The sequence below is a fragment of the Iodobacter sp. BJB302 genome (genome assembly GCF_002735645.1).
Taxonomy (GTDB): Bacteria; Pseudomonadota; Gammaproteobacteria; order Burkholderiales; family Chitinibacteraceae; genus Iodobacter.
In genome coordinates, this window is sequence record NZ_PDZG01000042.1 from 1 (window position 1) to 23,541 (window position 23,541).

Here is a 23,541-nt window from a genome sequence, read left to right on the forward strand (position 1 = left end):
TCGTTTTGATACCCGCTTCGCCAGTTAAATATTGCTGAACGACAGAGAGCTTGAATTGCGTTGAGTACTTGGACATAAAAACACCCCAAAAATATGGACGGGTGTCCAACTTTTGGGGTGCAGTTCAGAAACGGGGCTTTTTTTGATTGGATGCACTATGTATATTATTTTGATTGGCTATTTATACGTGGTGATGATGTTTTCTATCGTGATGGGCAGCATCGCCAAAGGTTTGCTTGTTTTCTTCATCTTTGGCTTCATGCCCACCGTGATTCTTATCTGGCTTAAGCGTGGTAAGCAGATTGTGAAGGAGCGTAAGCGGGAAGAAGAGGAAGACCTGTAGGGCGTATAAAATTCGCCATTTTCTTGCCTGAGGCCTGCACAGACCCGTATCTGAATGCAAAAAAGCCAATGTAAAAAAACCAGAGTCATCAGACTCTGGTTTTTTTGTTTGCCCGCTCAAAAAACTAGCAAGGGCATTTGCTGATTTTCCCTGCACCCGGAAAGCGCGCTTCAAGGCAGTATTGATAAAACTCTTTGCGCGTTTTAGCGGGTAATTCCGGGTGGTGGGCCTGCATATGTGCCAGATAATTTTCATAATCATGCACGCCCACCATCAGACGGCAGGTTTGCACCACCTTATAAGCATTGCTTCTGAAAGCGGAGCCGGGTTTTAGAAACTTAAGCATGGCTTGCCTCGCTGACTAATGGCCCGCCAGTTTCATGCACCGAGATATTTTTATTACTTAGTGCTTTGCGGATTTGAATAATGGCCGCCACCAGCATGGTCATGGCAACCAGCATAAAGAAGGCGCAAAGGGCCGTGTTGATCTGATTGTTAAACACAATCCTTTCCATGTCTGCAATGCTCTTGGCCGGAGCAAGCAGTGTGCCGTCGCTAATGGCGGTATTAAAGCGTTTTGCCTGTGCCAAAAAGCCGATTTTAGGATTCTCATGAAAGATCTTTTGCCAGCCAGCTGTCATTGAGGTGATAAACAACCAGATGGTTGGCAAAATGGTGACCCAGGCATAGCGCTGTTTTTTCATCTTAAAGATAACTACCGTACCAAGCAGCAGCGCCATCGTAGCGAGCATCTGGTTGCCAATCCCAAACAGCGGCCACAGCGTGTTGATCCCGCCCAGCGGATCAGTCACGCCCTGATAAACAAAGAAACCCCAGCCTGAAACCGCTACAGCAGTGCCGATTAAATTACCAACCCAAGATTGGCTTTTTGCCATGGCAGGAATAAATACACCCACGGTATCCTGCACCATAAAGCGGCAAGCCCGTGTGCCTGCATCGACGGCAGTCAGAATAAAGAGTGCTTCAAACAAGATTGCAAAGTGATACCAAAAGCCCATCATGGCCGTGCTGCCGGTAATGGTGCTGATGATATGCGCCATACCTACGGCAAAGGTAGGAGCGCCACCGGCACGGGACAGAATCGAGTGCTCGCCTACATCTTTGGCAATTTGTGCCAGATACTCTGGCGTAATAACAAAACCCCAGCCATTAATCACTTGCGATGCGCTTTCTACCGTGGTGCCAATCAGTGCTGCAGGAGAGTTCATGGCGAAATACACGCCCGGCTCCAGCACAGAGGCACAAATCAGCGCCATCAGAGCCACAAACGATTCCATTAGCATCGAGCCATAGCCAATCATGCGGATATGGCTTTCTTTCTCGATTAGCTTAGGCGTGGTCCCTGATGCCACTAAGGCGTGAAAGCCAGAGATTGCACCGCAAGCAATGGTGATAAACAGAAAGGGGAACAGGCTGCCGGCAAAAACCGGGCCGCTGCCATCAATAAAACGGCTGACGGCAGGCATTTTTAATTCGGGAGCGGCAAAGACAATCCCCACTGCAAGGCCCGCAATCACACCAATTTTTAAGAAAGTAGACAGGTAATCTCGGGGTGCTAAGAGCAGCCACACCGGCAATACCGAGGCAATAAAGCCGTAAATAATCAGTGCCCAGGTCAGCTCCGTGCCACGCATGGTAAAGTGCGGTGCCCATTCCGGATTGGCTGCAATATCGCCACCAAATACAATCGCCGCCATCATCAGTACAAAGCCAATCAGCGAAATTTCGCCAATATGCCCCGGGCGCAGATAGCGCATATAGACGCCCATAAACAGTGCAATAGGAATGGTTGCGGCAATTGAGAATACGCCCCAAGGGCTTTCAGCCAGGGCTTTTACAACGACCAAGGCCAGGGCAGACAGAATAATAATCATCACGCCCAGCGCACCCAGCATCACAATCACACCAGCAAATGCACCTAATTCCTGCTTGGCCATTTCGCCTAAGGAACGCCCGTCGCGGCGGGTAGAAATAAATAAAACTAAGAAATCCTGCACTGCTCCTGCCAGCATTACGCCGACCAGAATCCAGATGGTGCCGGGCAAAAAGCCCATTTGTGCCGCCAGAATTGGCCCAACTAAAGGGCCTGCACCGGCAATGGCGGCAAAGTGATGGCCAAATAACACCCATTTATTGGTGGGCACATAGTCTAGGCCATCATTGCGGCGTTGGGCCGGAGTAGGGCGGTTGTCATCGAGCTCGAATATTTTTTCGGCGATAAATTTGGAGTAAAAGCGGTAAGCAATGCTGTAGCAGGAGATGGCAGCTAAGACCAGCCAGACTGCGTTGACATGCTCTCCGCGGCTAAGCGCCAGCATGGCAAAGGAGAACGCACCGCCCAGTGCAACCAGCAGCCAGACCCCCCATTTTTTAAAATGATTCATCATCGTCCCTTGATTACTGTTTTTTTTGAATAACTTACGGTGTGGCTCATGATGAAACGATGCAAGTGATCGTCCCATAGGTGCTTTCCCTAGTGGTCAGTTAAAAATGGGATCTTTACAAGAATATGCCTGAATTTTGTTTCAAATAGCTGTGAATAGAGCGCTCAGGCGCTATCCCATGGCTTGCACGGGGCTGTTGTGATTTTGGAGGGTATCAGAAGATTGGGTATTGCTGAGGGGCGTGACTGAAGCACATTTGTGCCCCGGCCACGCAATACGGCGGATTAGTGCGGAAATAAAAAGTGCGGCACAGCAATAAACCCTACCCCTGCAAGAATCAGTGTTACCTGCTGAGCGGTATCTTTTAGCTGAGGGCGTTTATGCAGGCCAGGGATGAGGTCGGCAATGGCGACATAAATCATGCTGGATGCGCCCAGCGCCAGCAGGTAAGGCTGCCAGTGAGTCACCGTTTGCAGCGACCAGTAAGCCAGGAGTGCACCAATCAGCGCGGCAAGAGAGGACATTGCATTAAGCAGCAAAGCCTTGGTTTTGCTATAGCCAGAATGCAAAAGCACAATAAAATCGCCGACTTCTTGCGGCACTTCGTGTGCAATAATCGCCAGCGATGTGGCTATCCCAACGTTAATATCGGTCATAAAGGCTGCGGCAATCAGCGCGCCATCCAGAAAATTATGGAAGGTATCACCAATGATTATCATCAGCCCGGCGCGGCCGTGGCCATGCCCGTGTGAGTGTTCGTGCGGCTCTAATTCTTCACATTCTTCGTGATGGCAGTGCCGCCAGATCACGAGTTTTTCCATAATAAAAAATGCCAGAATCCCTGCGAGCAGCGTTAAAGAAATGCTTGATGCCGAGGGGTTTTGTGCGTGTTCTTCGTGGGCCGGGCTTGCTGCATGCCCGTGTTCTTCATGGCTGGGCTCTGCAATGATCGGGCCGCCGCTGTTTGTCGTTTGGACAACTGCGGGCCGGTGATCATGTTCACCAAAGGCATGGGGAAGGATTTCCAGAAAGGATGCGGCAAGTAGGGACCCGACCGCAAAGCTGACTAATTTAGGAATCCAGCTGGGCCGCGCAGCGTAGGCAATGCACGCAGCAGCAAGCACACTCAGCAGGCTGCCCGCCACGCTGGCGGTCATAATCCAAGCAAGAACACTCATTTAAATACTTTCAGAATATTTGTAGATGCAACAGTGTATCATTTCAGCATTCATCGGTCAGCCAAATTAAGCTGGCCATACGGCCTGTGCGCTGATCACGGCGGTAAGAAAAGAAGCGCTCAGAATCTGTAACCGTGCAAAAATCGCCACCATAAATTGCATTTACACCGCTGGCCTGAAGTCTTTGTCTGGCAAGCAGATAAATATCGGCAAGCCATTTTCCTGTGTTTGGGCTGGGTTTAAATGCGCCGGATGAGCGATGATCGTGCGCTATAAATGCCGTACGGACTTCATCTCCCACTTCAAACGCATCTGGCCCAATGGCCGGGCCCAGCCATGCCATCAGTGTTTCAGCAGGCGCTTGCATTTGCCGGATCGTGGCTTCGATAACACCGTTACAAAGGCCGCGCCAGCCTGCATGAGCCGCGCCAACTACCGTGCCTGCCTGATTACACAGTAAGACGGGCAGACAGTCTGCAGTCATCACAGCACATACTGCATTGGCCGTGTGTGCTGTGATGGCGTCTGCTTCGGTGTTTTGAGAGGCAGTAGCGGCATTTGCCACCTGCACACCGTGTACCTGCGTCAGCCAAACCGGGCTGGCAGGCAAATACTGGCGCACGATGGCCCGGTTGCGGGTAACGGCCTCAGGCGAGTCGTCAACATGGTTTCCCAGGTTGAGGCTCGCCCAGGGCGCGCTGCTGACACCTCCCTGGCGGCTGGTCGAAATAGCCTGCACCGTGGCAGGTGCAGGCCAGTCCGGCCTGATCCACATTGAGGGCAGAGGTTTATTCACGGACATACATGACTTCGCAATCACTGTCGTCAACATCCCAATCGTCGTCCCAGTCTTCTTCCAGCATGCCCGCGTCTAAGCGCAGTACATTCACCAGGATATCCATATCTTCTGGCAATGGTGCTTTCCAGGTCATGGTTTTGCCCGTTTCAGGGTGAATAAGCGACAGTTTGCGGGCATGTAATGCCTGCCGTGCAAATTCACTCAGCGCAATACTGACTTCTGGCGAGTGTATTCTGGGTTTCCCGCCGTAAATCGGGTCGGCTGCAAGCGGGTGGTTAATGTGGGCCATGTGTACGCGAATCTGATGCGTGCGGCCAGTTTCAAGCTGGCATTCAACCAGAGTGTGCGCTGTAAAGTGCTCACGAATCTTGTAATGCGTTACAGCATGTTTGCCTGAGTAGACGACTGCCATCTTGATTCTTTCTTTAGGATGGCGGCCAATTGGAGCGTCTACTTTTCCGTCGTTAGAAAGCAAACCCTGGGCGATTGCCATATAGTGGCGCTTAACGGTACGTGCTTGTAATTGTTGTACAAGGCTGTTTTGTGCCATTAAGGTGCGTGCAATTACCATGAGCCCACTGGTATCCTTGTCCAGTCGGTGTACGATGCCTGCGCGGGGAATGGTTTTAAGCTCCGGGTAGCGGTGGAGTAAGCCGTTAAGTACAGTGCCTGTCCAATTGCCTGTGCCAGGATGCACAACCAGCCCCGGTGCTTTGTTCAGCACAAGTAAGGTAGCATCTTCGTAAATAATATCTAATTCGATATCTTCAGGCTGAAAGGCACTTTCATCTGCTTCGGGTTGGGGTAAGACGCTAATCGTTTCACCACCCCATAATTTTGTTTTGGGGACGGCAGGGTTGCCGTTAAGAAAGACTAAGCCGTCTTTGATCCATGTTGAGAGTCGGTTACGGGAAAACTCGGGCAGCATCTTGGCTAAAGCAGCGTCCAAGCGCTCCCCTGCCAAATCGGATGGCACGGTCAGGACACGCGCCTGCTCGAAGTCGTTATAATCGTTTAATTCGTTTTCGGAATGCATCATGAATAAGATTCTACCGCGATTCATCGTCTCTGCAGTACTTGCCGGATTATTGGCAGCTTGCGCATCCACTCCTGATGAACAGGATGAAACCCGTGGCTGGACAGCTGAGAAGATTTTTACAGAGGCAAAAGCAGAGCAGGAAAGCCGCAATTTTGATCGTTCAAACAAGCTGTTTGAAAAGTTAGAAGCGCGTTTCCCCTATGGTCGGCATGCTCAGCAGGCACAAATTGAGACGGCTTATAACCATTATAAAAACCAGGAACCCCTCTTGGCTTTTGCGGCGATTGACCGTTTTATTAAGCAATATCCGGCGCATCCAAACATTGATTACGCTTACTATTTAAAGGGTTTGGTTAACTTTAATGAGGCGCAGGGCTTTTTGTCCAGCCTGATCAAGCAGGATATGTCAGAGCGCGATCCTAAGGCTGCCCGCGAATCATTCGATACCTTCCGCCAGCTTGTGACACGTTTCCCTGATAGTAAGTATGCGGCCGACTCAACCGTGCGGATGGGCTATCTGGTGGGGGCTCTGGCCAGCCATGAATTACATGTAGCCAAGTACTATTACAACCGCGGTGCATTTTTGGCGGCAGCAAACCGTGGTAAATATTTACTGGAAACATATTCGGGCACTAAGCAGGTTGAGCCTGCTTTAGGCATTATGGCGCTGGCTTACGATAAGCTTGGTTTGGTCGAGCTGCGTGATGATGCAAAAAAAGTGTTGTTTAAAAATTATCCGCAAACCACCGTGCTGGACGAGAGTATTTTGTTCTCCGATGCTGACTGGTGGAAACCTTGGTAAGAAATATTTAATTTATTTTCGATCTGGGGGTTTACAGGCTGAAATTTGCTCTGTAATATTCGGATCTCTTTCGGGGGGTATAGCTCAGTTGGTAGAGCGCTTGCATGGCATGCAAGAGGTCAGCGGTTCGATTCCGCTTACCTCCACCAGATTGAAGTAAGTCATAAAGCAGCATGGCTTACGATTAAAGAAGTATGTTCCCATCGTCTAGAGGCCTAGGACACTGCCCTTTCACGGCGGCGACCGGGGTTCGAATCCCCGTGGGAACGCCATGATTTAAAAGTTTTATCGTGCGGCTGTAGCTCAGTTGGATAGAGTATCTGGCTACGAACCAGAGGGTCAGGAGTTCGAATCTCTTCAGCCGCACCAATAGTTTATGTTCCCATAGTTTAGCGGTTAGAACACTGCCCTTTCACGGCGGCGGCCGGGGTTCGATTCCCCGTGGGAACGCCATCTAAAAAACCTGCCCATGTGGCAGGTTTTTTTTCGTCTGTAAAATTCAGCTTTAAGGTTTCCCGTGTAAGATCCTGGCGGGAAGCTCTCCTTTTTCAGGAACACAATCAATATGACAGCGTTGGGTCGTTTTCTTTCGGTAGAAGGTATTGATGGCGCGGGTAAAAGCACTCAATTAGCCTGGATTGCACAGTGGTTATCGCAAAAGGGCGTAGCGTTTGTACAGACGCGTGAGCCTGGTGGCACTGCTTTGGGCGAAAAACTGCGTGAACTACTCCTGACTGAGCCCATGCATCTGGAGACAGAAACCCTGCTGATGTTTGCCGGGCGGCGTGAACACCTGGCTCAGGTGATTTTGCCCGCATTAGAGCGCGGCGAATGGGTGCTTTGCGATCGTTTCAGCGATGCAAGCTACGCCTATCAGGGCGGCGGGCGAGGCTTGCCGCGTGAGAAATTTCTGGCTCTGGAAGAATGGGTACAGGGCAGCGGCCTACATAAAATCCAACCTGATTTAACCTTAATTTTTGATGTACCCTTGTCGGTCAGTCAGGAGCGTATGTCTGCCGGGCGTGCACTGGATCGGTTTGAGCGTGAAGCGGCCGATTTTCATGCGCGGGTACGTGCCGCATATTTAGAAAGGGCGGCCAGTGAGCCTGAGCGGATTCGTGTGATTGATGCCAATCGCACCCTAGAGCAGATTCAAGCCGAGCTGGCAGAGATACTGAGCGCCATCCTTTAACGCGAGTGCCACGATGAAAACACTTTACCCATGGCAAGCCGCACCTTGGTCACAATTGATGCGCGAAATCGACCGCTTGCCTCATGCCTTGCTGATCACAGGTGAGGAAGGGATAGGGAAGAGGCGTTTTGCCGAATATCTGGCTCAGCTATTATTGTGTGAAGACAGTGCAAAAACGACAACACCATGTGGCGTATGCGATGGCTGCCGCTGGTATCTGGCAGGGAATCATCCGGACTTTCGCCTGGTTTCCCCCGCAGATGCTGATGCAGAGGCGGGTGAAGATGCTAAACCTAAGCGTAAATCTCAGGTGATTGGTGTAGATGATATTCGCGATCTTGCCGATTTTGTCAATCTGACGGCGCATCGGCGCGGAATTCGTGTCACCCTGGTGTATCCGGCAGAGGCATTAAATATTGCTGCTGCAAATGCGTTTTTAAAAACACTGGAAGAACCACCCTCTGGTGCTGTGTTTATTCTGGTTTCAAATCACTGGCGGCGTTTATTGCCCACCATACGCAGCCGCTGCCGTGTGTTTCCTATGGCAACACCTGATCAAACGGTGGCGATGGCATGGCTGGCGCAGCAGCAGGTGGTTAACCCCGCGCTGCATCTGGCGCATACTGGCGGCGCACCCTTAGCCGCTTTAGAAGATGCCAGCGCTGAATGGCTCCCTAATCGGAAAGCCTTTTTAGCCCATATTGCTAACCCGGCTGTTTTAGACGTACTGGCGGTGGCCGCAGAGCTTGAAAAAGCGAAGTTGGAGATGTCTTTAGTGGTGAGCTGGCTGCAAAAATGGGTGCATGATTTAATCAATATAAAAATGACTGGCAAACTTCGCTATTATCCAGATTGGGACAGCGATTTACGCCGTATTGCAACTCAATCGCCCGCCTTTTTTCATTACACTGACCGCTTAAACGAGGCCATGCGCCTAGCGCATCACCCCTTGAATCAGCGCTTAGTATTTGAATCTTTATTGTTTGCTTACTTAGATGCATTGCGTGGCAAAAGCAGCAGAGGAAGAAAATGAGTGAACCTATCAAAGCACCGGTTTCCCGTCCTGGTGTGTTATCGCTGAATATTAAAGAAAAAGCCGCTTTATATGCTTCTTATATGCCTTTTGTAAAAGGCGGCGGGATTTTCATTCCGACCAATAAAGCCTATGTACTGGGCGATGAAGTATTTATGCTGCTGTCGCTGCTGGATGATCCGGCCAAAATTGCGGTTTCGGGCAATGTGGTCTGGATTACCCCTCAGGGCGCGAATAATAATCATCAGCAGGGTATCGGTGTGAAGTTCTCAGGCAATGAAGCGGGCAATCAGGCCAAAACCAAGATTGAAGGCTTGCTGGGCGGCTATTTGCAATCTGCCCGCACCACGCACACGATGTAATTGTTCGTGATTTAGGGTAAGTACTCTAGTGCGAACAAAAACCCAAATCTTGAACCGCAGAGAACACGGAGGACACAGAGTTTCACAGAGGAGGTGATAGAGTTGATAGCTTTCTCTGTGGCCTCTGTGTTCTCGTTTTACTCTGTGGTTCAAGGTTTAGCTCTCTATCCAAGCTAACTGAATAATTTTGTTAATCAGTTTGTTTATTGTATGTCTTAGCTCTTATTAAAAACCTTATTAATCGCCTCGAAGTCCCTATGTTTATTGATTCGCATTGCCATATTAATTTCCCAGATCTTGCCGCCAATATCGATCAGCACTTGGCTAAGATGGCTGAAAATAAAGTAACACACGCTTTGTGCGTAGCCGTAAATTTGCCAGAGCTGCCTTCGGTATTAGCTCTTGCCGATGCACACGCTAATATCTTTGCTTCGGTGGGAGTGCACCCGGATTACGAAGACACGCCAGAGCCAACGGTAGAGCAGCTGGTGGAGCTGGCTTTGCACAAAAAAGTAGTGGCGATTGGTGAGACGGGGCTGGATTACTACCGCTTGCAAGGCGATTTAGAATGGCAGCGTGAGCGCTTCAGAGTGCATATCCGCGCCGCAAAAATAGCGGGCCTGCCGCTGATTATCCATACCCGATCTTCAAGTGAGGATACGATTCGCATCCTCAAAGAAGAAGGCGCGGCTGAAGTAGGCGGGGTTTTACACTGCTTTACCGAAAGCTGGGAAGTGGCGCAGGAGGCGATGGAGCTGGGGTTTTATATTTCTTTCTCCGGCATCGTTTCATTCAAAAAAGCTGTTGAGTTGCACGAAGTGGCGCGTTTAGTGCCCTTAGACAGAATGCTGATCGAAACTGATTCGCCATATTTAGCGCCAGTACCGTTCCGTGGCAAGCAAAACCAGCCCGCTTGGGTGCGCCATGTTGCTGAATCGATTGCTGATTTGCGCGGGATTAGCGTGAATCAGATTGCGGACGCCAGTACGGCTAATTTCTTTAAACTCTTTCACCGGGCCACTGTATGAAAGTAGAGGCGCTTTTACTGGGCGTAGGTTCCAGCGGTGGCTCGCCAGCGCTGGGCTGCTCATGCCCGACCTGCGCCTCGGCTAACCCTAAAAACAGCCGTACCCGTGCCTCTGCCGTGCTGCGTGCCGGTGGTAAAACGTTTTTAATCGATACTGGCCCTGATCTGCGCCACCAGGCCCTACGCGAGCAGCTTTTGCATGTGGATGCGGTGCTTTACACTCATCCACACGCCGATCATTTAAATGGTATCGACGATATTCGCGCTTTTTGCTGGCTGCAAAAAGCCGCCATTCCGGTGTTTGGTAACGAGTTTATGCTCGACCATATCCGCCAGCGCTTCCCCTATACCCTGTTTCCGCCTAATAATTTCTGGGATAAACCGGTACTCACCCTGCATCCCGTAAGCGACAGCACTTTTGAATTTGCAGGCATTGCTATCGAGCCGATTCCCCTGATGCACGGCAAATGGCCGATTCTGGGCTATCGCATCGGTAATGTGGCGTATTTAACCGATGTCTCTGAAATCCCCGCGACCAGTATCGCTAAGCTGCAAGGCCTGGATATCGTCTTCTTAGACTGCCTGCGCCGCGTGCCTCACCCTACGCATTTTTCTGTGGATCAGGCCATTGCCGCCGCCAGGCAAATTGGCGCAAGGCAAACCGTAATGATCCATATGACCCACGAGCTGGAATACCAGGCGCTATCCAAGGAATTACCTGCGGGCATGGTGGTGGGATACGATGGCATGCGCTTAGTAAGCGGAGCCATTTAAGGACTGAAGCCGTATGCCACCTGAAATTTTTGCTGGCCTGCTTAATCATTTCAATCCGCTATTAATTAAAGAGAAAAAGATGAAAAATATTTTATTGGCTGCAGCTATTTTATTTAATTGCCCGCTCATATATGCCGGTGATTCAACAGATAATAAGCAAAGTACTAAAAGTATTTTTAAATCTGCGGATGAATATTTTGCGAGCTTTGCTGGTCTGGTATGCAAAGGGCAATCTTTGATGGATGAAAAAGGAAATCAGCTGCTTTTAAGCATGGCGATGCCCGAAAGTGGAAATGCACTGGAGGGGGTAATTAAAGATCATCGCTCGGAAAGCAAAATTTATGATTGCCGGGGCTTAACAGATAATGAGCTGCTGTGTATTGTCGATGCTGGAAGAATCAGTGTTCCTGTTTATTTTATGTTTTCAAAAAACAGGCGTTCTGTTGAAGCTGATATAAGAAGTAAAGAAGAGGGCGAGTTACAAATCACCAAATATTTATCTGCAAAGTGTACAAAAGGAAATTAAAAGGTTATATTTTTTGTGCATGCTGTAGTTATTTAATTTTTAGAGTATCTGCATTAAATTTTAAGCGGGTTCGTGTTGATTGGCGGGTGTAAGCTTGGCACATGTCTTATATGTTGCCGGGCATCACATCAGCCCGCCATAAAGTGGGCTGTGTTAAGGCGTATCAGAGGCCGGAATTTAAAGATTCTATTTGACCAGCTTGGCAACGTCGATTCAGCCATTCATCTACCGACCATTTTCCCGCGCCATAAATGGCTAATACGGCGAGCAATGCGCCCCAGAGATAATGATCTTTAAGGGCGATGGGCAGCAGGGCTGGGTAAGATATCACCGCCATTAGATTCAGTATAAATAAACCCGCCGCTGCAAATCGTCCTAAGCTGCCGCTAATCAGTAATACGGGCAGAATAAGCTCGCCCCCAGCGGCCATAATGGCGGCAATTTCTGGAGGGATAAATGGTACTTGATATTCAAAATTAAATAAAAATAAAGTACCATCCCAATTTCGTATTTTAGTCAGGCCAGACAGAAAGAACACCTGAGCCAGATAAATGCGCAATCCAAGATTAAATACCGGGCTTAAATATTGTATGCATAATGATTCGGCACAGCGATAGCCACTGTAGAGTTTGCAGAGTTGTTTTTTCATGGCGATCACCTGTTAAATAGATTTGAAATATGAGTGTCGTTTTAATGCCTGAAATCAAATTAAAAATTATATATCTGCTTTTTTATTAAAGGCAGGCCCTGTTTTTTGGCATAAATAACAGTATGCTTCGTACCTGCGGGAATGAAATACAAACACAGGTGGACTAATTAATTAATCTGGCACACCAAACCACGGCTGAATAGCTGAATTAAAACTGGCCCGGCATCATATTCATCATCTTTGGTGGCAAGCATGGCACTTTCTATATTCTGGTTTTTTAACAGGCATTCTAAAAATAGCATATCGCTGGCCGTGATGAGTTGCCACTGATCACGCCATACCCATACCTGCTCGCCACCTGCATTTAAATCGGCTGGTTTTTCGCCGTGGTGCATCATTAAAATTTGGTAAATAGGCCATACTGCCGATTTAACAATAGCGACTGCAGGATGCAGAATAAGGCGTAATTGGCCAAATTGCTCTGGTGTATAGAGGGCGAGCGTTTCAATGGCAATAAAATTGCAATCCTCACTGTAATGGGCTTGATGAATGGCCCAATCCAGCATGGCCACATCGCTTAAATAGGGCAAATCGCTGACATGTGGAAATTCGCTTAAAAATTCGGGAAAGCTTTCACCATCCAGATGCAAATTACCTGCATGCGATTCGCTGTTTTCAACGAACACCCTTGCCATGGCGCTAAAGAATTCTGTTCCGACTAATTCCACTACCGTAGGGTAGGTATTCGCAAGATTATTGCTGCGGTTGGCCCATGTATTATTGCGATACACATCTAAAAAAGGCAGGCTGCGGGTCAATACTGATTGCGGCTGATAATCTGTATTTTTATATATCTGGCTGAAGTCTTTTAATGTAGCAAGGTAATTCATGCGATTGCCCCCATGCTGTGCGGATGGTGGGCAATTTGCGCCTTTAGTTTGCCGTATTCATCCAGCAGGCCAGAGAGCGGCGGCAGATTTGTATCCCGCTCCAGCAGCACAGGTTTGGGGCCGGTGAGTTTGAGAGCGTCATCCAGCAGCTTCCAAACCGCATCGCAAACGGGTGCGCCGTGGGTGTCGATCACCAGGCCATCGCAATACTCAAAACCAGCTACATGGATCTCGGCCACGCGGTGCAAGGGCAGTCTTGCCAGCTCGGCCCTTGCATCGATGCCATGATTGAGTTGGTTCACATGCATATTGTTTACATCAAGCAGGAGGCCGCAGCCGGTACGGGCCACTAATTCGGCCAGCAGCTCGGCCTCGCTGAGCATTTCATCGCTAAAGGCGATATAACTGGATACGTTTTCTAGCAAAATAATGCGTTTTAAGCGGCTTTGTACCAGATCGATATGGGCGCAAAGGTGATCAATCGCACCGGCATAACGCGGCACAGGCAATAGATCGTTAAACCATACATCGCCATAGCGGTTCCATGCCAGATGCTCTGAAATAGCTGCAGGCTGGATGCGCTCGGTTAATTCTGCAAGTTGGGTTAAATGCCGCGCTTCGGGCGGCTCGGCATTGCCAAGGCCTAAGCCTACGCCGTGCAGGCTGACGGGATAATCGCGGCGGATTTTTTCTAAGGCGGCAGGTGCTGCGCCGCCGCCAAAGTAGTTTTCACTATGCACTTCCCACCATGCCACATTGGGCCGCGTGGCAAGCACTTCGGCCAGATGTGGAGACCGAAGCCCAAGGCCGGCCTGAATGGGAAGTGTAGTCATAATGCTTTCCTTAAGTTTTAGGAGCCATCAGCGAGCCTTGCATTTTTTCGCATGTACCCTTTTTGACGGCTTTCCACTCGGCTTTATCCAGATCTTTGGTACTTTGGCCTGCACAAGCATGCCCATTGGCTGCACAGTCGTTTTGGCCTGCTTTGGCCACGCCATAGCATTTTTCCATTTGTTTCATTTCTTCGGCACTGGGCGAAGCATTCGCACTCATAGCGGCACAGCCGATCACGGCAGCCAGGGCGGAAGACAGCATCAGGGATGTTTTCATGGGTATTGCTCCTTGTGAGATAGAAAGACTGCTTGGTGGCGTTTTCACCTGCTTACTGAGTCGGAACAGCGTTTGAAATCTGACAAAATAGTTTAAAAATATTTTTAGCCCCTGTCCGCCAGACTAAAAAACGATGGGATGAGGTTTATTCCCAATGCGAAGGTGCACGAGCCGCTTCCCGCATAAAGTGTAGTTGACGATTAAAATTTCGACAGTTGTTACATAACATCAGGTGTAGCCGTAAGCGATAGCGCTGGTTGAGCGTCAGTGGGCCATCCTGTTGGGCGGATAATAAAATGGATGCCTGGCGGCAGTTCATCATGGCGCGTTTCCAACCCCATTTTTTAAGTAAATTTTCATACTTATACGTGTGCCATCTCTCAGGCTGAGCATGAGTGGCTACAGTTTGTAGTGTTGCTCATAAAATAGCGGCTTTGTGCTGATTCATCATGGCGTGTTTCCAAACCAGTTTTTATCCAGGCAGAGTCGCAAGCTCATCCGGGCGCGATACAACATGGCTGAACAATTAGTCGCGGTAATCTCTAATTGCTGACAAATATGTTCAATCTCTAGGCCTAATTCTTCACGCATTGCAAAAACCATGGCGGTGCGCTTTGGCATCAATTGACTACAGCGTGCATACACAGCCCAAAATTGTTTGTCTTCCAGACTGGCTTCGGGCTTTTCCCAGCGCCTTGGCGCATCTGATCCCCAATGGCCTGTTTTATTAAACAGCACATCAAAATCGCTGCTGTCTTCTTCACCATCTGTGGCGGCCAGCAGCAGCGGGTCCCGGTAGATACGGCGCTGGGTATCGATAATTTTGAATTTTAAAATGCCGGTCAGCCAGGTTTTTAAAGACGATTGTCCATTAAAGGAATCGGGCTTTTCCAGTGCGGCCAGCAGTGTTTCCTGCACGGCATCTTCGGCGCTGCTGCTGTGCTGCAATTGGAAGAGCGCAAAACGGTAGAGATAATCTCTGAGTGGCTCTAGGTCTTCAATGCGAATAGCCATAAAGATTGCTCTGCAGGTTTGTGGGTTTGATTATATATTGCTTCTTAATCTTTTGTTTTGATAATAATTCTTATTTGTATTGTTTTGCCATGCTTTCTAAAGCCAGCAGCAGGCTGGTTTTATGCAGCCTTGCCACTGTTTGCCAAGGCTGGCCAGAAACAGCGCCTTCCAGTGCGTAGAGTAAGTTCAGGCTTGCATGTGGATTCATTTGCTTAACTTGCAGATAGGCACGGACTGATCCCAAGTCATAAATGGCTTGTACCGAGCAGATGCCCGCAGCTTCAAGCATGGCTTGAGACTGAGGGCCAAGGTTCGCCAGATCGCTGATTTTTTGGCGCATGATGTCCTCGCATGGTGCTGGTTTCTGCAGGCAGCTAAGCCCCGGATGCTTATCTGCCTGCTTATTTCAAGCTGCACAATCAGGCGGTTTTTTCTTCCAAAATATACTTCGCGCCTTTGCCTTGGCCGAGGATTTTGACCAGATAGGGCATGGTTTCTCTGAGTGTTTTAGCCAGTGTCCAAGGCGGGTTTAAGATAAACATACCACTGCCGTGCATACCAAAGCCATCTGCAGAAGGGCTTTGGACGGAGAGTGCCACATGCAGCCAGCTGTTGACACCCAGTTTTTTTAATTCTTCCGGCAGCTGTTTGGATTCTGCACGTTGCAGCTGCGGATACCAAACGGCATAGGTGCCGGTGGCAAAGCGGCTGAGCGCTTCGTGCAGCATATCGATCACATAGTCATAATCATTTTTGTCTTCATAAGGCGGATCGATTAGCGTTACACCACGGCGTGGTGGCGGTGGCAGCACGGCTTTAATCCCTGCAAAGCCGTCCCCCGCAATCACTGCAACACGGCGGCCAGCCTCGGCGAAGTTCTCTTTCAGAATTTTGCTATCCGAGCTGTGCAATTCAAACAGGCGCAAGCGATCGGTAGGGCGCAGCAGCTGATCGGCCACATAGGGCGAGCCAGGATACAGGTTCAGTTTGCCATCAGGATTTAGCGCTTTCACCACATCCATATATTCGGCGATGGATTCAGGTAAATCGTCCCTCTCCCACAGGCGGGCGATGCCGCTTTCAAACTCGGCGTTTTTAGTGGCATAGCCTTCCGTGAGCGAGTAAACCCCTGCGCCGGAATGCGTGTCGATATACCAGTAGGATTTATCTTTCTGATTAAAGTAAGACAAAATCTGCGTTTGAATATAATGCTTCAGCACATCGGCATGGTTGCCGGCATGAAAAGCGTGGCGGTAGCTAAGCATAACAATCTCTTTATTTGAAAATTTTTAAAAATGCTAAATCTTGAACCACAAAGAACACCGATGTATCCGATTCATTATCTAGTACACCGCGTAGAAACCAAGACCTTACTCAAAACCCAAACCTTAAACCACGGAGAAAAGGAGAACACGGAGTGGCACGGAGAAAAACATCATTAAAGCAAGGTTTTCTCCGTGAAACTCCGCGTTCTCTGTGTCCTCCGTGTTTTAAGACTTGGGTTTTTTTGCATGCGGAGGTGACTTCCGCTTCTCTGTACAGAATCTTGAACTCTTGTTTTCTCTGTGTTCTGCCTTACAACCCCGTGCTCTCTGTATCTGCAGACTTTAGCTTTGTCGGGGATGGAGCAAGGCAAAGCGTCATCCATTGTTGCAGGATCTGCCCGGATGAATAATGTTTTGCCCGCTGTTTCAGCCATATGGACAGCTCAGGGCGGCGTTGTGTGGAAATGAGTTCTGCCAGTGCTTCTCCGCTTGCGGTTTCGACGACAAACTCGCTACGTCTTTTGCCAAATAGCTCATAAACCCCACCTGCATTGGTGGATGCCACGACCACACCCAGTGGCATGGCCTCTAACACCACCAAGGGGCAGCCTTCAAAGCTGGAAGTCAATAGCAGCACATCGGCAGCGGCGAGGTAATCACCCACATTGCTTTGGTGGCCTGCGAAGCTGATTTGTTTATCAAGCTGCCTCGCTTTACTGGTGTTTTTTAGCCAGTCTTCCAGCGGGCCGTCGCCCACTACGGTAAGCCTGGCAGGGATGCCTTTTTTATTCAGGCACTCTAAAGTTTCCAGCCACAGATGAGGCTGTTTTTCTTCGGCAATACGGCCCACAAACAGTAGTTGCAGCGTGTGGCTGGCCATTTTCTCCGGATAAACTTTGTGCTGTTCTTCATCCACAAAATTAGGCAGAACTTGCCAGCCCTCAGCAATCGGCTGCTTTAACCAGCGCGCCAGCGAATCCCTTGCGTGTTCGGATACAAACACCAGTTCATTTAAGCGCCGGTAGATATATTGGCAAGCCCTGCGATGAATCGGGTTCATGGTGGCGAACTGGTCCAGCTCAAACAGCGGCCCGTGCACCCAGCCAATGACCCGCGTTTTTAAACCACGCGTAACGGCATAGGCCATATACAGCGGCATTAAAAAAGTGGCGGGAATGAGGATATCGGTGTCTTTAATCTGCTGCCTTGCCGCGCGCCAGCCAGCCAGCCAGGTCCATGGTTTTTTGCCCTGCCAGGTGCCGGATAAATCGATCACCCTGGCCTGGCCGGTACGTGCAGCCCACAGATTGCGATTGCCGCCCAGCATCACAATGCTGACGTCCATGCCGCGCGCAATCAGCCCTTCAGACACCAGCGCCACACAACGCTCTACGCCACCCAGGCCCAGATCACGGACAAAAAATACAATTTTCATGACGGCCTTTTAATAGGTAAAAAATGGCAGCAATTTGCTGGGGGGGTAAACCCAAATCTTGAACCACAGAGAGCACAGAGGACACGGAGTTTCACGGAGGAAACCTTACTAATTATGCTTTTCTCCGTGGCTCTCCGTGCTCTCCTTTTCCTCCGTGGTTCAAGGTTTGGGTTTGTCTGTTCTGTTGAATTTTTTAATCAACTGCCAAGCCCTATCACCGATTACGCAGCGGATTCTTTGGCGCTTTAGTTTGCCCATTTCACTGGCAGGTGGCGGCAGGGCTTTATTTAAGGCCTGTACCTTGCCCAGCAGAAACAGATTAACCCCGGAAGTGCGTTGCAGGGTATCGATCCATACTTCACCCAGCGGGCTGCGGCTTGCTGGCCAAGCCTCTGCCAGTTGCAGATAAAAATCACACATCCAGTCAAATTCAGCACGGCTGAGCTGGCGGGCGGGTTCGGCCAGCTCTACAAAGCGGCCTGCATGTTTTTGCATGGCAGCAGGCAGGGCGAAGCGGGCGTATTTGCTGCGGATAATTTGCGCGGTGGCACGCAGCTGATCCTTCTTACTTTGGGTGATTTGCCCGGCGTGGCAGCGGTAGCTCAGCAGCACTTCCGGTACCGTAGTAAAGGTTGCACCTGCCTGCGCCAGCTCGCACCACAGCGCGTAATCTTCGGCATGCACCGCGTGCGGTGAATAAGGATGCGCTTTGAGCAGCGCCGTACGGGCAATCACGCTGGGGTGGGCAAAGGCCGGGTTAAACAGCAGCATGGCCTTGATTGCACCATCACTGACCGGCGTCATCCACTCGCCGCTTTTGTCGCCAAAAAAACGAATCCAGCTGCCGCATATATCGGCTTGGGTGTCGTTCAGGCGCTGGAGTTGTTTTTCAATCCGCTGCGGATCGCAAATATCATCCGCATCCATGCGGGCAATCCACTCGCCCTGCGCCTGGGCTATCGCTTCGTTAAGCGTAGCAATCAGACCACGATTTTCTCTAGTGATAATAGAGAAGCGGGCATCTTTTGCCGCGTGCGCTTGCAAAACTGCCAGCGTGGCATCACTTGAGCCATCGTCTGTAGCGATACATTCAAAATCAGTAAAACTCTGGGCGCTGATTGAATCCAGCGTTTCTTGTAAATATGCAGCAGAGTTGTAGCAGGGCAGAACAAAGCTGACTTTAGGGGAAAAACTCATTTTTATCTCAATACATTTGATGCGTACATTAGTGGCTTATGCTCTGGCTGTGCTTAGCATAAAACCCAAATCTTTAACCACAGAGGGCACAGAGGACACGGAGTTTCACAGAGAAAACCTTGCGTATGTTTTTCTCCGTGGCCCTCTGTGTTCTCCTTTTCCTCCGTGGTTAAAGGTTAGGGTTTTGCACAGGGAGTACTCGTTTTTATTCATTTTTCCCTTGGCCTAAGCCACCATGCTCCGCATGGATTTTTCGTGCTTGCCACCAAAACGCCAGCACAATAAAGGCTTCAACTGTCAGCACGCTTTGTGCCGCGCGTAAGCCGCCGTAGGTGGAACCCGGCACCCACCAGCACATTAAAGCCACATTCAGTAAGCCAGCCGCCACCAGCACACGGCTGAAATAGCGCTCAAAGCCGAACACCAGCAGGGTTTGCTGACCGTAAACCAGAGACAAAGCACCGAGTAAAATCACTGGCGATAGCCAGACCATTACGTCTTGTGAATTATTCAGCGCCAAAAATGCACGGGATAAGCCGAAATCCGCGCCAAAGAGTTGGACACAAAGTGGGGTGAGCAGCGGTAAAAACAGCGCCAGCGCCAGCGTCATGACGAGGCCCACTGCGCCTTGGATGCGAAAGGCTTTTTTGATCAGTTGGATTGCTGCGGGTTTATCTTTGACCGCCAGCTGGGCAATGCGCGGATAGGTTGCTTGCACCAAGGGGCCGATCAGGCCTTGGGCGATATAAACCAGCTTGTTAGCGGCTGCAAACAAGCCTACTTGCAGCGGCGCGGCAAACATACCCAGTAAAACTGTGGTGGAGGTGGTGTAAAGGCTGGTGGAAATCGCCGAAAGGAAAAACGGCCAGCTTGCGCGCAGCGCGCCTTTTAATTCGTGCCATTGCACACGCACCCATTCTGGTTTTGGCACGCCCCAGCCGGTAAACCACCATAACAATCCGGCTAAAATTTGTGGCGTGGCCTGCAAAATCACCGCCAGCGCCAGGTCTTGCGGCCCGCTTACCCATAGTAATAAAAAGCCCAGCGTTAAGGCGCGGGCAAATACCATTAAGCCCGCCGCAAGCTGCAGCTTCTCCTGGCCCTGGAAATACCAAATTGGAAAAAGCACCGAGCTGACGATATACAGCTGGCTCCATAAAAAGATACTGGCGTGTTGCTGCCAGCTACCCAGTGCAAAAGTCAGCACCAGCAAGATCAGGCTGGATGCCATCATCAGCAGCGTTTTAGCCCAGGTCACCCGCCAGAAAATTCTTGCCGCTTCCCGGGGATTATCCCTGGCCTGAGCCACATCGCGCACCGCTGATAAATTAAAGCCAAAATCAGTCAGCAAAACGCCGTACTGGATGGAAGCAAAGGCAAAATTCATCACTCCAAAGCCTTCCGTACCTAATTGCACAAGCAAGAAAGGAAAGGTAACAAAAGACACCAGGTAGTTCAGCCCCTGCACAGCATAGAGGGCAAAGATATTGGATTTAAGGCGGGAGTCTGGCGACATGATGCGTTTCTGGATGCGGGGGCAGAGATTGTACCGCAGACGTGTGGGCTTTATGGTGTTCATGCTTGGCAATACGACACTCACAATATTTAAAATCAGCAGGGTAGAACTTGGTGTACGCTTTCATAAAAGCATCGAGTGGAAGCAGGTAATGCATTTATTACGCTTACAAATCACCAATTTTCGGGGCATCAGCCAGATTGATTTAAGCCTGGAGCGGGAACGCACCGCGCTGTTTGGCGAAAACAACTGGGGCAAGACCAGCCTGATTACCGCGCTAACCCGCTGCCTGAGCGAGGCAGTGCCGCTGGATGCACTGTTTACCCATGAAGATTTTCACCGCGTAGCCAATACGCGGGCGACGATTGCGCGGCGTTTAAATATCACGCTTTTTTTCTGTGGCACAAGCGATGAGCCGCTGCCCGACCCCGCTTTGCAAGATTTAAGCTGGCAGGATGACGAAGGCAGGCCGTGGCTGGCTTTGCGTTTCTCTGCCGAGCGTTATGGCCATGGCGAGGTGCGCAGCCACCGCAGTTTTATTGATGCACAGGGCGCGGAGCGGCAACACGCGGCCAGTGATCAGCTGGCGGTATTGCTGATTCGCCATCATCCGGTGCTGCGTTTTCGCGATATGCAGCTCACCGATTGGTTAGAGCATCCGCGTCTCGCGCAAAAAAACCGCAGTGAAGATTCGCCTCAGCCTGCTTCCGCCGCGGTGCGCGCCGTATTCGAGCGCATCCTTACTCTGCCACATCAGCTACACCCGCAGGAGCTGACTCAAGGCCTGGATGCCGTAGAGCAGTTTTTGTCAGAGCATGCCGAGCTGCTGCAAGCGCCCGTGCCCCTGCAACGCCTGGCCAAGCAAATTGCCAGCACGCCATTTAATTTGCGTGATGATGACAGCCTGCTGGATATTGCCGGGCGGGCCGGATCAAGCCAGCGGCGGGTAGCATTGTTGATGCTATTGGGGGCCTTGATTAATGCCCGTGGTGATTTGCCCTTACAGCAGGGGGCGCATCCGATTTTATTGATGGAAGATCCGGAAACGCATTTACACCCGATTCAGCTGGCAATGATGTGGGGTCTGATCGAGCAATTGCCATTGCAAAAACTGATTACCACTAATCATGGCGATTTGCTGGCCAGTTTTCCCCATCAGGCCTTACGCCGTCTGGTACGCCGGCATCAGCATGTGCACGTATATCAGGTTGGGGAGCAGGCTTTATCGGCCAGCGACGCGCGTAAAGTGGCGTTTCATATCCGCGCCAATCGCGCCAGCAGCATGTTTGCCCGTGTTTGGTTACTGGTAGAGGGCGAAACCGAGTTTTGGCTGATGCCTGAGCTGGCGCGAATTTACGGCGTGAATTTTCCTGTGGAGGGCATACGCTGCGTCGAGTTTGCCCAGGCAGGCTTAACGCCGCTGATCAAATTTGCCGATCGCTTAGGGATAGTCTGGCATTTAATTGCCGATGGCGATGAAGCGGGCCAGCGTTATATTGCCAAGGCCAGAAGCCTGCTGAATGACCGGCCCGACGCCCTGCATATCACCGCACTGGCCAGCCGTGATATTGAGCATTATTTATGGGATAACGGCTTTGCCGATACTTACCGCAACGCCGCCAAACCTCGCGGCCCGCTGAATCACTGGCACCAAGCTGCAATGGACGCCGCACCGCCGCGCCCAGATGAAGAAATTATTCAGCGCGCGCTGCGCTTTCATTCCAAGCCAGGCATGGCACTGGAAATTGCTGAAGCAGCGGAAATTGCTGGGGCAGAAGCTATCCCGCAAGAGCTGCAGCAGATGTTTGATACCTTGCAGCAGCTGGCGAGCTATAGCGAATAAGGCTTAGCGGAGGTTTGGTTTTTAAACTTAAATCTTGAAACAGGAAGATTATAGAGGACGAGGAGAAAAAATATTTTTGATGTGTCGAGGCCGCTGATTACTCTATATATTGGCAATCGTCTTAAAAAGTTGTATTTGGATTTTTTCCAATTTTTATACATTGATTTACAAATTAATGACAAATAAATATTGACCGGTGTTTGTGCGTGTAATAACTTAGCCAGGATTGCTGAGAATGATTGTTTCCCTGATTTAATTCTCTACATATCTGCATTATTTTTAACAAATCTCATTTTTAAATAATGGCTTTTTATGTGGCCAGCCCTTTATGCGGCTTTTATATGGGAAGTATCGATGAATATATTTTTTAAAAGAATAATTGCTATATCGCCACTATTATTATCTTCGGCTCTTTATGCCTCAGAAACGGCCTCCGAGACGGAAGCCATTAAGCTGGATGCGGTGACGACAAGTGGGATAAAAGACGCAGATTGGAAACCCTATGCAAGTATGCTTAAGGGAATGGATGCTTATGAAAAATTTAAATATCATGCACCTACTGCGCCGTTAAAATTTATTATCAGGCCAGAAAAAGGCAGGGCTCTTATTCCCGGGCTGGCTTTGCGAATCGAAGATGAAGGAAGTTCAATTGCCGTACCCATTGCTGAGGATGGCACGTTTGTCCTGCCAAGGGATCAGGCATTGGCGGATAAAAAAGCAGAGTTGGTATTGAATAAGCCTAAAGGTTATCGCTGGTCTGCGCGTATATTAAGTGCGAATTCATCAGAAAATGCATGGCGGATGGGAGATATGCGTTTGCAGTGTGAAGTGATGGTGGCGATAAATAAAGACAGCTTGTCATTTCTTGCCAGAACTGCGCTATTAGCTATTGATCCATGTCGTTCAAGTTTGATTCATCTGGTTCGTGAATTACCACACAAATCGAATGAACTGATTGCGGTATATGCTGGAAAGAGGGAGAAAGTAGAGCTGAGCGAAGATAAAGGAAAAATATATTTTAGAATTCCTTTAGATAATGACAAATATCCGGATGATACTCTTTTTGAAATTCAATATCCTGATCAAACCGCCGCTAAATAAGTGTTTGAAAAAGTCAATGCAGGGGAGTTAGTTGCAGGCGG

Annotated in this window: 26 protein-coding genes and 4 tRNA genes; 14 read left to right on the plus strand and 16 right to left on the minus strand. The window is 49.8% G+C overall.

The features are described from left to right. The first annotated feature begins 157 nt into the window (after positions 1-157). Positions 158-343, plus strand: a complete 186-nt coding sequence (locus CSQ88_RS13850) for a hypothetical protein (RefSeq protein ID WP_099398686.1) — start codon at positions 158-160, stop codon at positions 341-343. A 124-nt stretch (positions 344-467) separates the two neighbouring features. On the opposite strand, the gene CSQ88_RS13855 is transcribed toward CSQ88_RS13850, so the two are convergent. The 5 genes from CSQ88_RS13855 to rluD all read right to left on the minus strand — a co-directional run bounded on the left by CSQ88_RS13855 (position 468) and on the right by rluD (position 5,764). Next, on the minus strand, positions 468-689 hold the full coding sequence (locus tag CSQ88_RS13855) for a YbdD/YjiX family protein (protein ID WP_099398687.1): 222 nt from the start codon (positions 687-689) through the stop codon (positions 468-470). After that, entirely contained in the window at positions 682-2,748 is a 2,067-nt protein-coding gene (locus CSQ88_RS13860; RefSeq protein ID WP_099398688.1) for a carbon starvation CstA family protein, read from the minus strand. The genes CSQ88_RS13855 and CSQ88_RS13860 overlap by 8 nt, the downstream gene beginning before the upstream one ends. 284 nt (positions 2,749-3,032) lie before the next feature. Beyond that, positions 3,033-3,926 carry a ZIP family metal transporter gene (locus CSQ88_RS13865; RefSeq protein ID WP_099398689.1) on the minus strand — a complete coding sequence of 298 codons (894 nt, stop codon included), beginning with the start codon at positions 3,924-3,926 and terminating at the stop codon, positions 3,033-3,035. Positions 3,927-3,969: 43 nt separating this feature from the next. Then, entirely contained in the window at positions 3,970-4,728 is a 759-nt protein-coding gene (gene pgeF / locus CSQ88_RS13870) for a peptidoglycan editing factor PgeF (RefSeq protein ID WP_099398690.1), read from the minus strand. Continuing rightward, the gene (gene rluD, locus CSQ88_RS13875) at positions 4,715-5,764 is read right to left on the minus strand and encodes a 23S rRNA pseudouridine(1911/1915/1917) synthase RluD (RefSeq protein ID WP_099398691.1); all 1,050 of its coding nucleotides are present in this window, start codon (positions 5,762-5,764) and stop codon (positions 4,715-4,717) included. Before rluD ends, pgeF begins: the two co-directional genes overlap by 14 nt. Here rluD and CSQ88_RS13880 point away from each other — a divergent pair. From CSQ88_RS13880 to CSQ88_RS13930, 11 genes are all read left to right on the plus strand, one after another. Beyond that, positions 5,763-6,566, plus strand: a complete 804-nt coding sequence (locus CSQ88_RS13880) for an outer membrane protein assembly factor BamD (RefSeq protein ID WP_099398692.1) — start codon at positions 5,763-5,765, stop codon at positions 6,564-6,566. The two genes, rluD and CSQ88_RS13880, sit on opposite strands and share 2 nt — an antisense overlap. A gap of 73 nt (positions 6,567-6,639) precedes the next feature. After that, positions 6,640-6,715, plus strand: a tRNA-Ala gene (locus CSQ88_RS13885). A gap of 47 nt (positions 6,716-6,762) precedes the next feature. Then, positions 6,763-6,838 (plus strand) — tRNA-Glu (locus CSQ88_RS13890). A gap of 20 nt (positions 6,839-6,858) precedes the next feature. Continuing rightward, positions 6,859-6,935 (plus strand) — tRNA-Arg (locus CSQ88_RS13895). Positions 6,936-6,944: 9 nt separating this feature from the next. Beyond that, positions 6,945-7,019, plus strand: a tRNA-Glu gene (locus tag CSQ88_RS13900). A 112-nt stretch (positions 7,020-7,131) separates the two neighbouring features. After that, entirely contained in the window at positions 7,132-7,758 is a 627-nt protein-coding gene (gene tmk, locus CSQ88_RS13905; protein WP_099398693.1) for a dTMP kinase, read from the plus strand. Positions 7,759-7,771: 13 nt separating this feature from the next. Continuing rightward, entirely contained in the window at positions 7,772-8,791 is a 1,020-nt protein-coding gene (gene holB / locus CSQ88_RS13910) for a DNA polymerase III subunit delta' (RefSeq protein ID WP_218963093.1), read from the plus strand. Further along, positions 8,788-9,153, plus strand: coding sequence for a PilZ domain-containing protein (locus CSQ88_RS13915; protein ID WP_099398694.1), 366 nt, complete (start codon positions 8,788-8,790; stop codon positions 9,151-9,153). Before holB ends, CSQ88_RS13915 begins: the two co-directional genes overlap by 4 nt. A 257-nt stretch (positions 9,154-9,410) precedes the next feature. Beyond that, on the plus strand, positions 9,411-10,181 hold the full coding sequence (locus CSQ88_RS13920; RefSeq protein ID WP_099398695.1) for a TatD family hydrolase: 771 nt from the start codon (positions 9,411-9,413) through the stop codon (positions 10,179-10,181). Further along, positions 10,178-10,954: an MBL fold metallo-hydrolase gene (locus CSQ88_RS13925; protein WP_099398696.1), complete on the plus strand. Its 777-nt coding sequence runs from the start codon at positions 10,178-10,180 to the stop codon at positions 10,952-10,954. The genes CSQ88_RS13920 and CSQ88_RS13925 overlap by 4 nt, the downstream gene beginning before the upstream one ends. Positions 10,955-10,967: 13 nt before the next feature. Further along, positions 10,968-11,480: a hypothetical protein gene (locus CSQ88_RS13930; protein ID WP_099398697.1), complete on the plus strand. Its 513-nt coding sequence runs from the start codon at positions 10,968-10,970 to the stop codon at positions 11,478-11,480. A gap of 163 nt (positions 11,481-11,643) precedes the next feature. Here CSQ88_RS13930 and CSQ88_RS13935 read toward each other — a convergent pair whose 3' ends face one another. The 11 genes from CSQ88_RS13935 to CSQ88_RS13985 form a co-directional block, all read right to left on the minus strand. Next, the gene (locus CSQ88_RS13935; protein ID WP_099398698.1) at positions 11,644-12,129 is read right to left on the minus strand and encodes a DoxX family protein; all 486 of its coding nucleotides are present in this window, start codon (positions 12,127-12,129) and stop codon (positions 11,644-11,646) included. 167 nt (positions 12,130-12,296) lie between these two features. Next, the gene (locus tag CSQ88_RS13940; RefSeq protein ID WP_099398699.1) at positions 12,297-13,019 is read right to left on the minus strand and encodes a DNA-binding domain-containing protein; all 723 of its coding nucleotides are present in this window, start codon (positions 13,017-13,019) and stop codon (positions 12,297-12,299) included. Further along, on the minus strand, positions 13,016-13,852 hold the full coding sequence (locus CSQ88_RS13945; RefSeq protein WP_099398700.1) for a DUF692 domain-containing protein: 837 nt from the start codon (positions 13,850-13,852) through the stop codon (positions 13,016-13,018). The genes CSQ88_RS13940 and CSQ88_RS13945 overlap by 4 nt, the downstream gene beginning before the upstream one ends. A gap of 10 nt (positions 13,853-13,862) precedes the next feature. Then, positions 13,863-14,129, minus strand: coding sequence for a DUF2282 domain-containing protein (locus CSQ88_RS13950; RefSeq protein ID WP_099398701.1), 267 nt, complete (start codon positions 14,127-14,129; stop codon positions 13,863-13,865). Positions 14,130-14,274: 145 nt separating this feature from the next. Continuing rightward, complete coding sequence (locus CSQ88_RS13955; protein ID WP_099398702.1) at positions 14,275-14,451, minus strand: zf-HC2 domain-containing protein; 177 nt, start codon at positions 14,449-14,451, stop codon at positions 14,275-14,277. Between the two features lie 125 nt (positions 14,452-14,576). Further along, positions 14,577-15,143, minus strand: a complete 567-nt coding sequence (locus CSQ88_RS13960; RefSeq protein WP_099398703.1) for a sigma-70 family RNA polymerase sigma factor — start codon at positions 15,141-15,143, stop codon at positions 14,577-14,579. Positions 15,144-15,213: 70 nt separating this feature from the next. Further along, positions 15,214-15,483, minus strand: a complete 270-nt coding sequence (locus tag CSQ88_RS13965; protein ID WP_099398704.1) for a TfoX/Sxy family protein — start codon at positions 15,481-15,483, stop codon at positions 15,214-15,216. 79 nt (positions 15,484-15,562) lie between these two features. Then, positions 15,563-16,408: a 23S rRNA (adenine(2030)-N(6))-methyltransferase RlmJ gene (locus tag CSQ88_RS13970; RefSeq protein WP_099398705.1), complete on the minus strand. Its 846-nt coding sequence runs from the start codon at positions 16,406-16,408 to the stop codon at positions 15,563-15,565. A 310-nt stretch (positions 16,409-16,718) separates the two neighbouring features. After that, the gene (locus CSQ88_RS13975) at positions 16,719-17,843 is read right to left on the minus strand and encodes a glycosyltransferase (RefSeq protein ID WP_099398706.1); all 1,125 of its coding nucleotides are present in this window, start codon (positions 17,841-17,843) and stop codon (positions 16,719-16,721) included. Between the two features lie 159 nt (positions 17,844-18,002). Continuing rightward, entirely contained in the window at positions 18,003-19,040 is a 1,038-nt protein-coding gene (locus tag CSQ88_RS13980; RefSeq protein ID WP_099398707.1) for a glycosyltransferase family 2 protein, read from the minus strand. Between the two features lie 205 nt (positions 19,041-19,245). Then, complete coding sequence (locus CSQ88_RS13985) at positions 19,246-20,556, minus strand: oligosaccharide flippase family protein (RefSeq protein ID WP_180273662.1); 1,311 nt, start codon at positions 20,554-20,556, stop codon at positions 19,246-19,248. 28 nt (positions 20,557-20,584) lie between these two features. On the opposite strand from CSQ88_RS13985, the gene CSQ88_RS13990 reads away from it, so the two are divergent. Further along, positions 20,585-22,399, plus strand: coding sequence for a DUF2813 domain-containing protein (locus tag CSQ88_RS13990; RefSeq protein ID WP_180273663.1), 1,815 nt, complete (start codon positions 20,585-20,587; stop codon positions 22,397-22,399). Positions 22,400-22,711: 312 nt separating this feature from the next. Then, positions 22,712-23,500 (plus strand): hypothetical protein, encoded by a 789-nt coding sequence (locus tag CSQ88_RS13995; protein ID WP_099398709.1) that lies wholly within the window; start codon positions 22,712-22,714, stop codon positions 23,498-23,500. Positions 23,501-23,541: the final 41 nt, after the last annotated feature.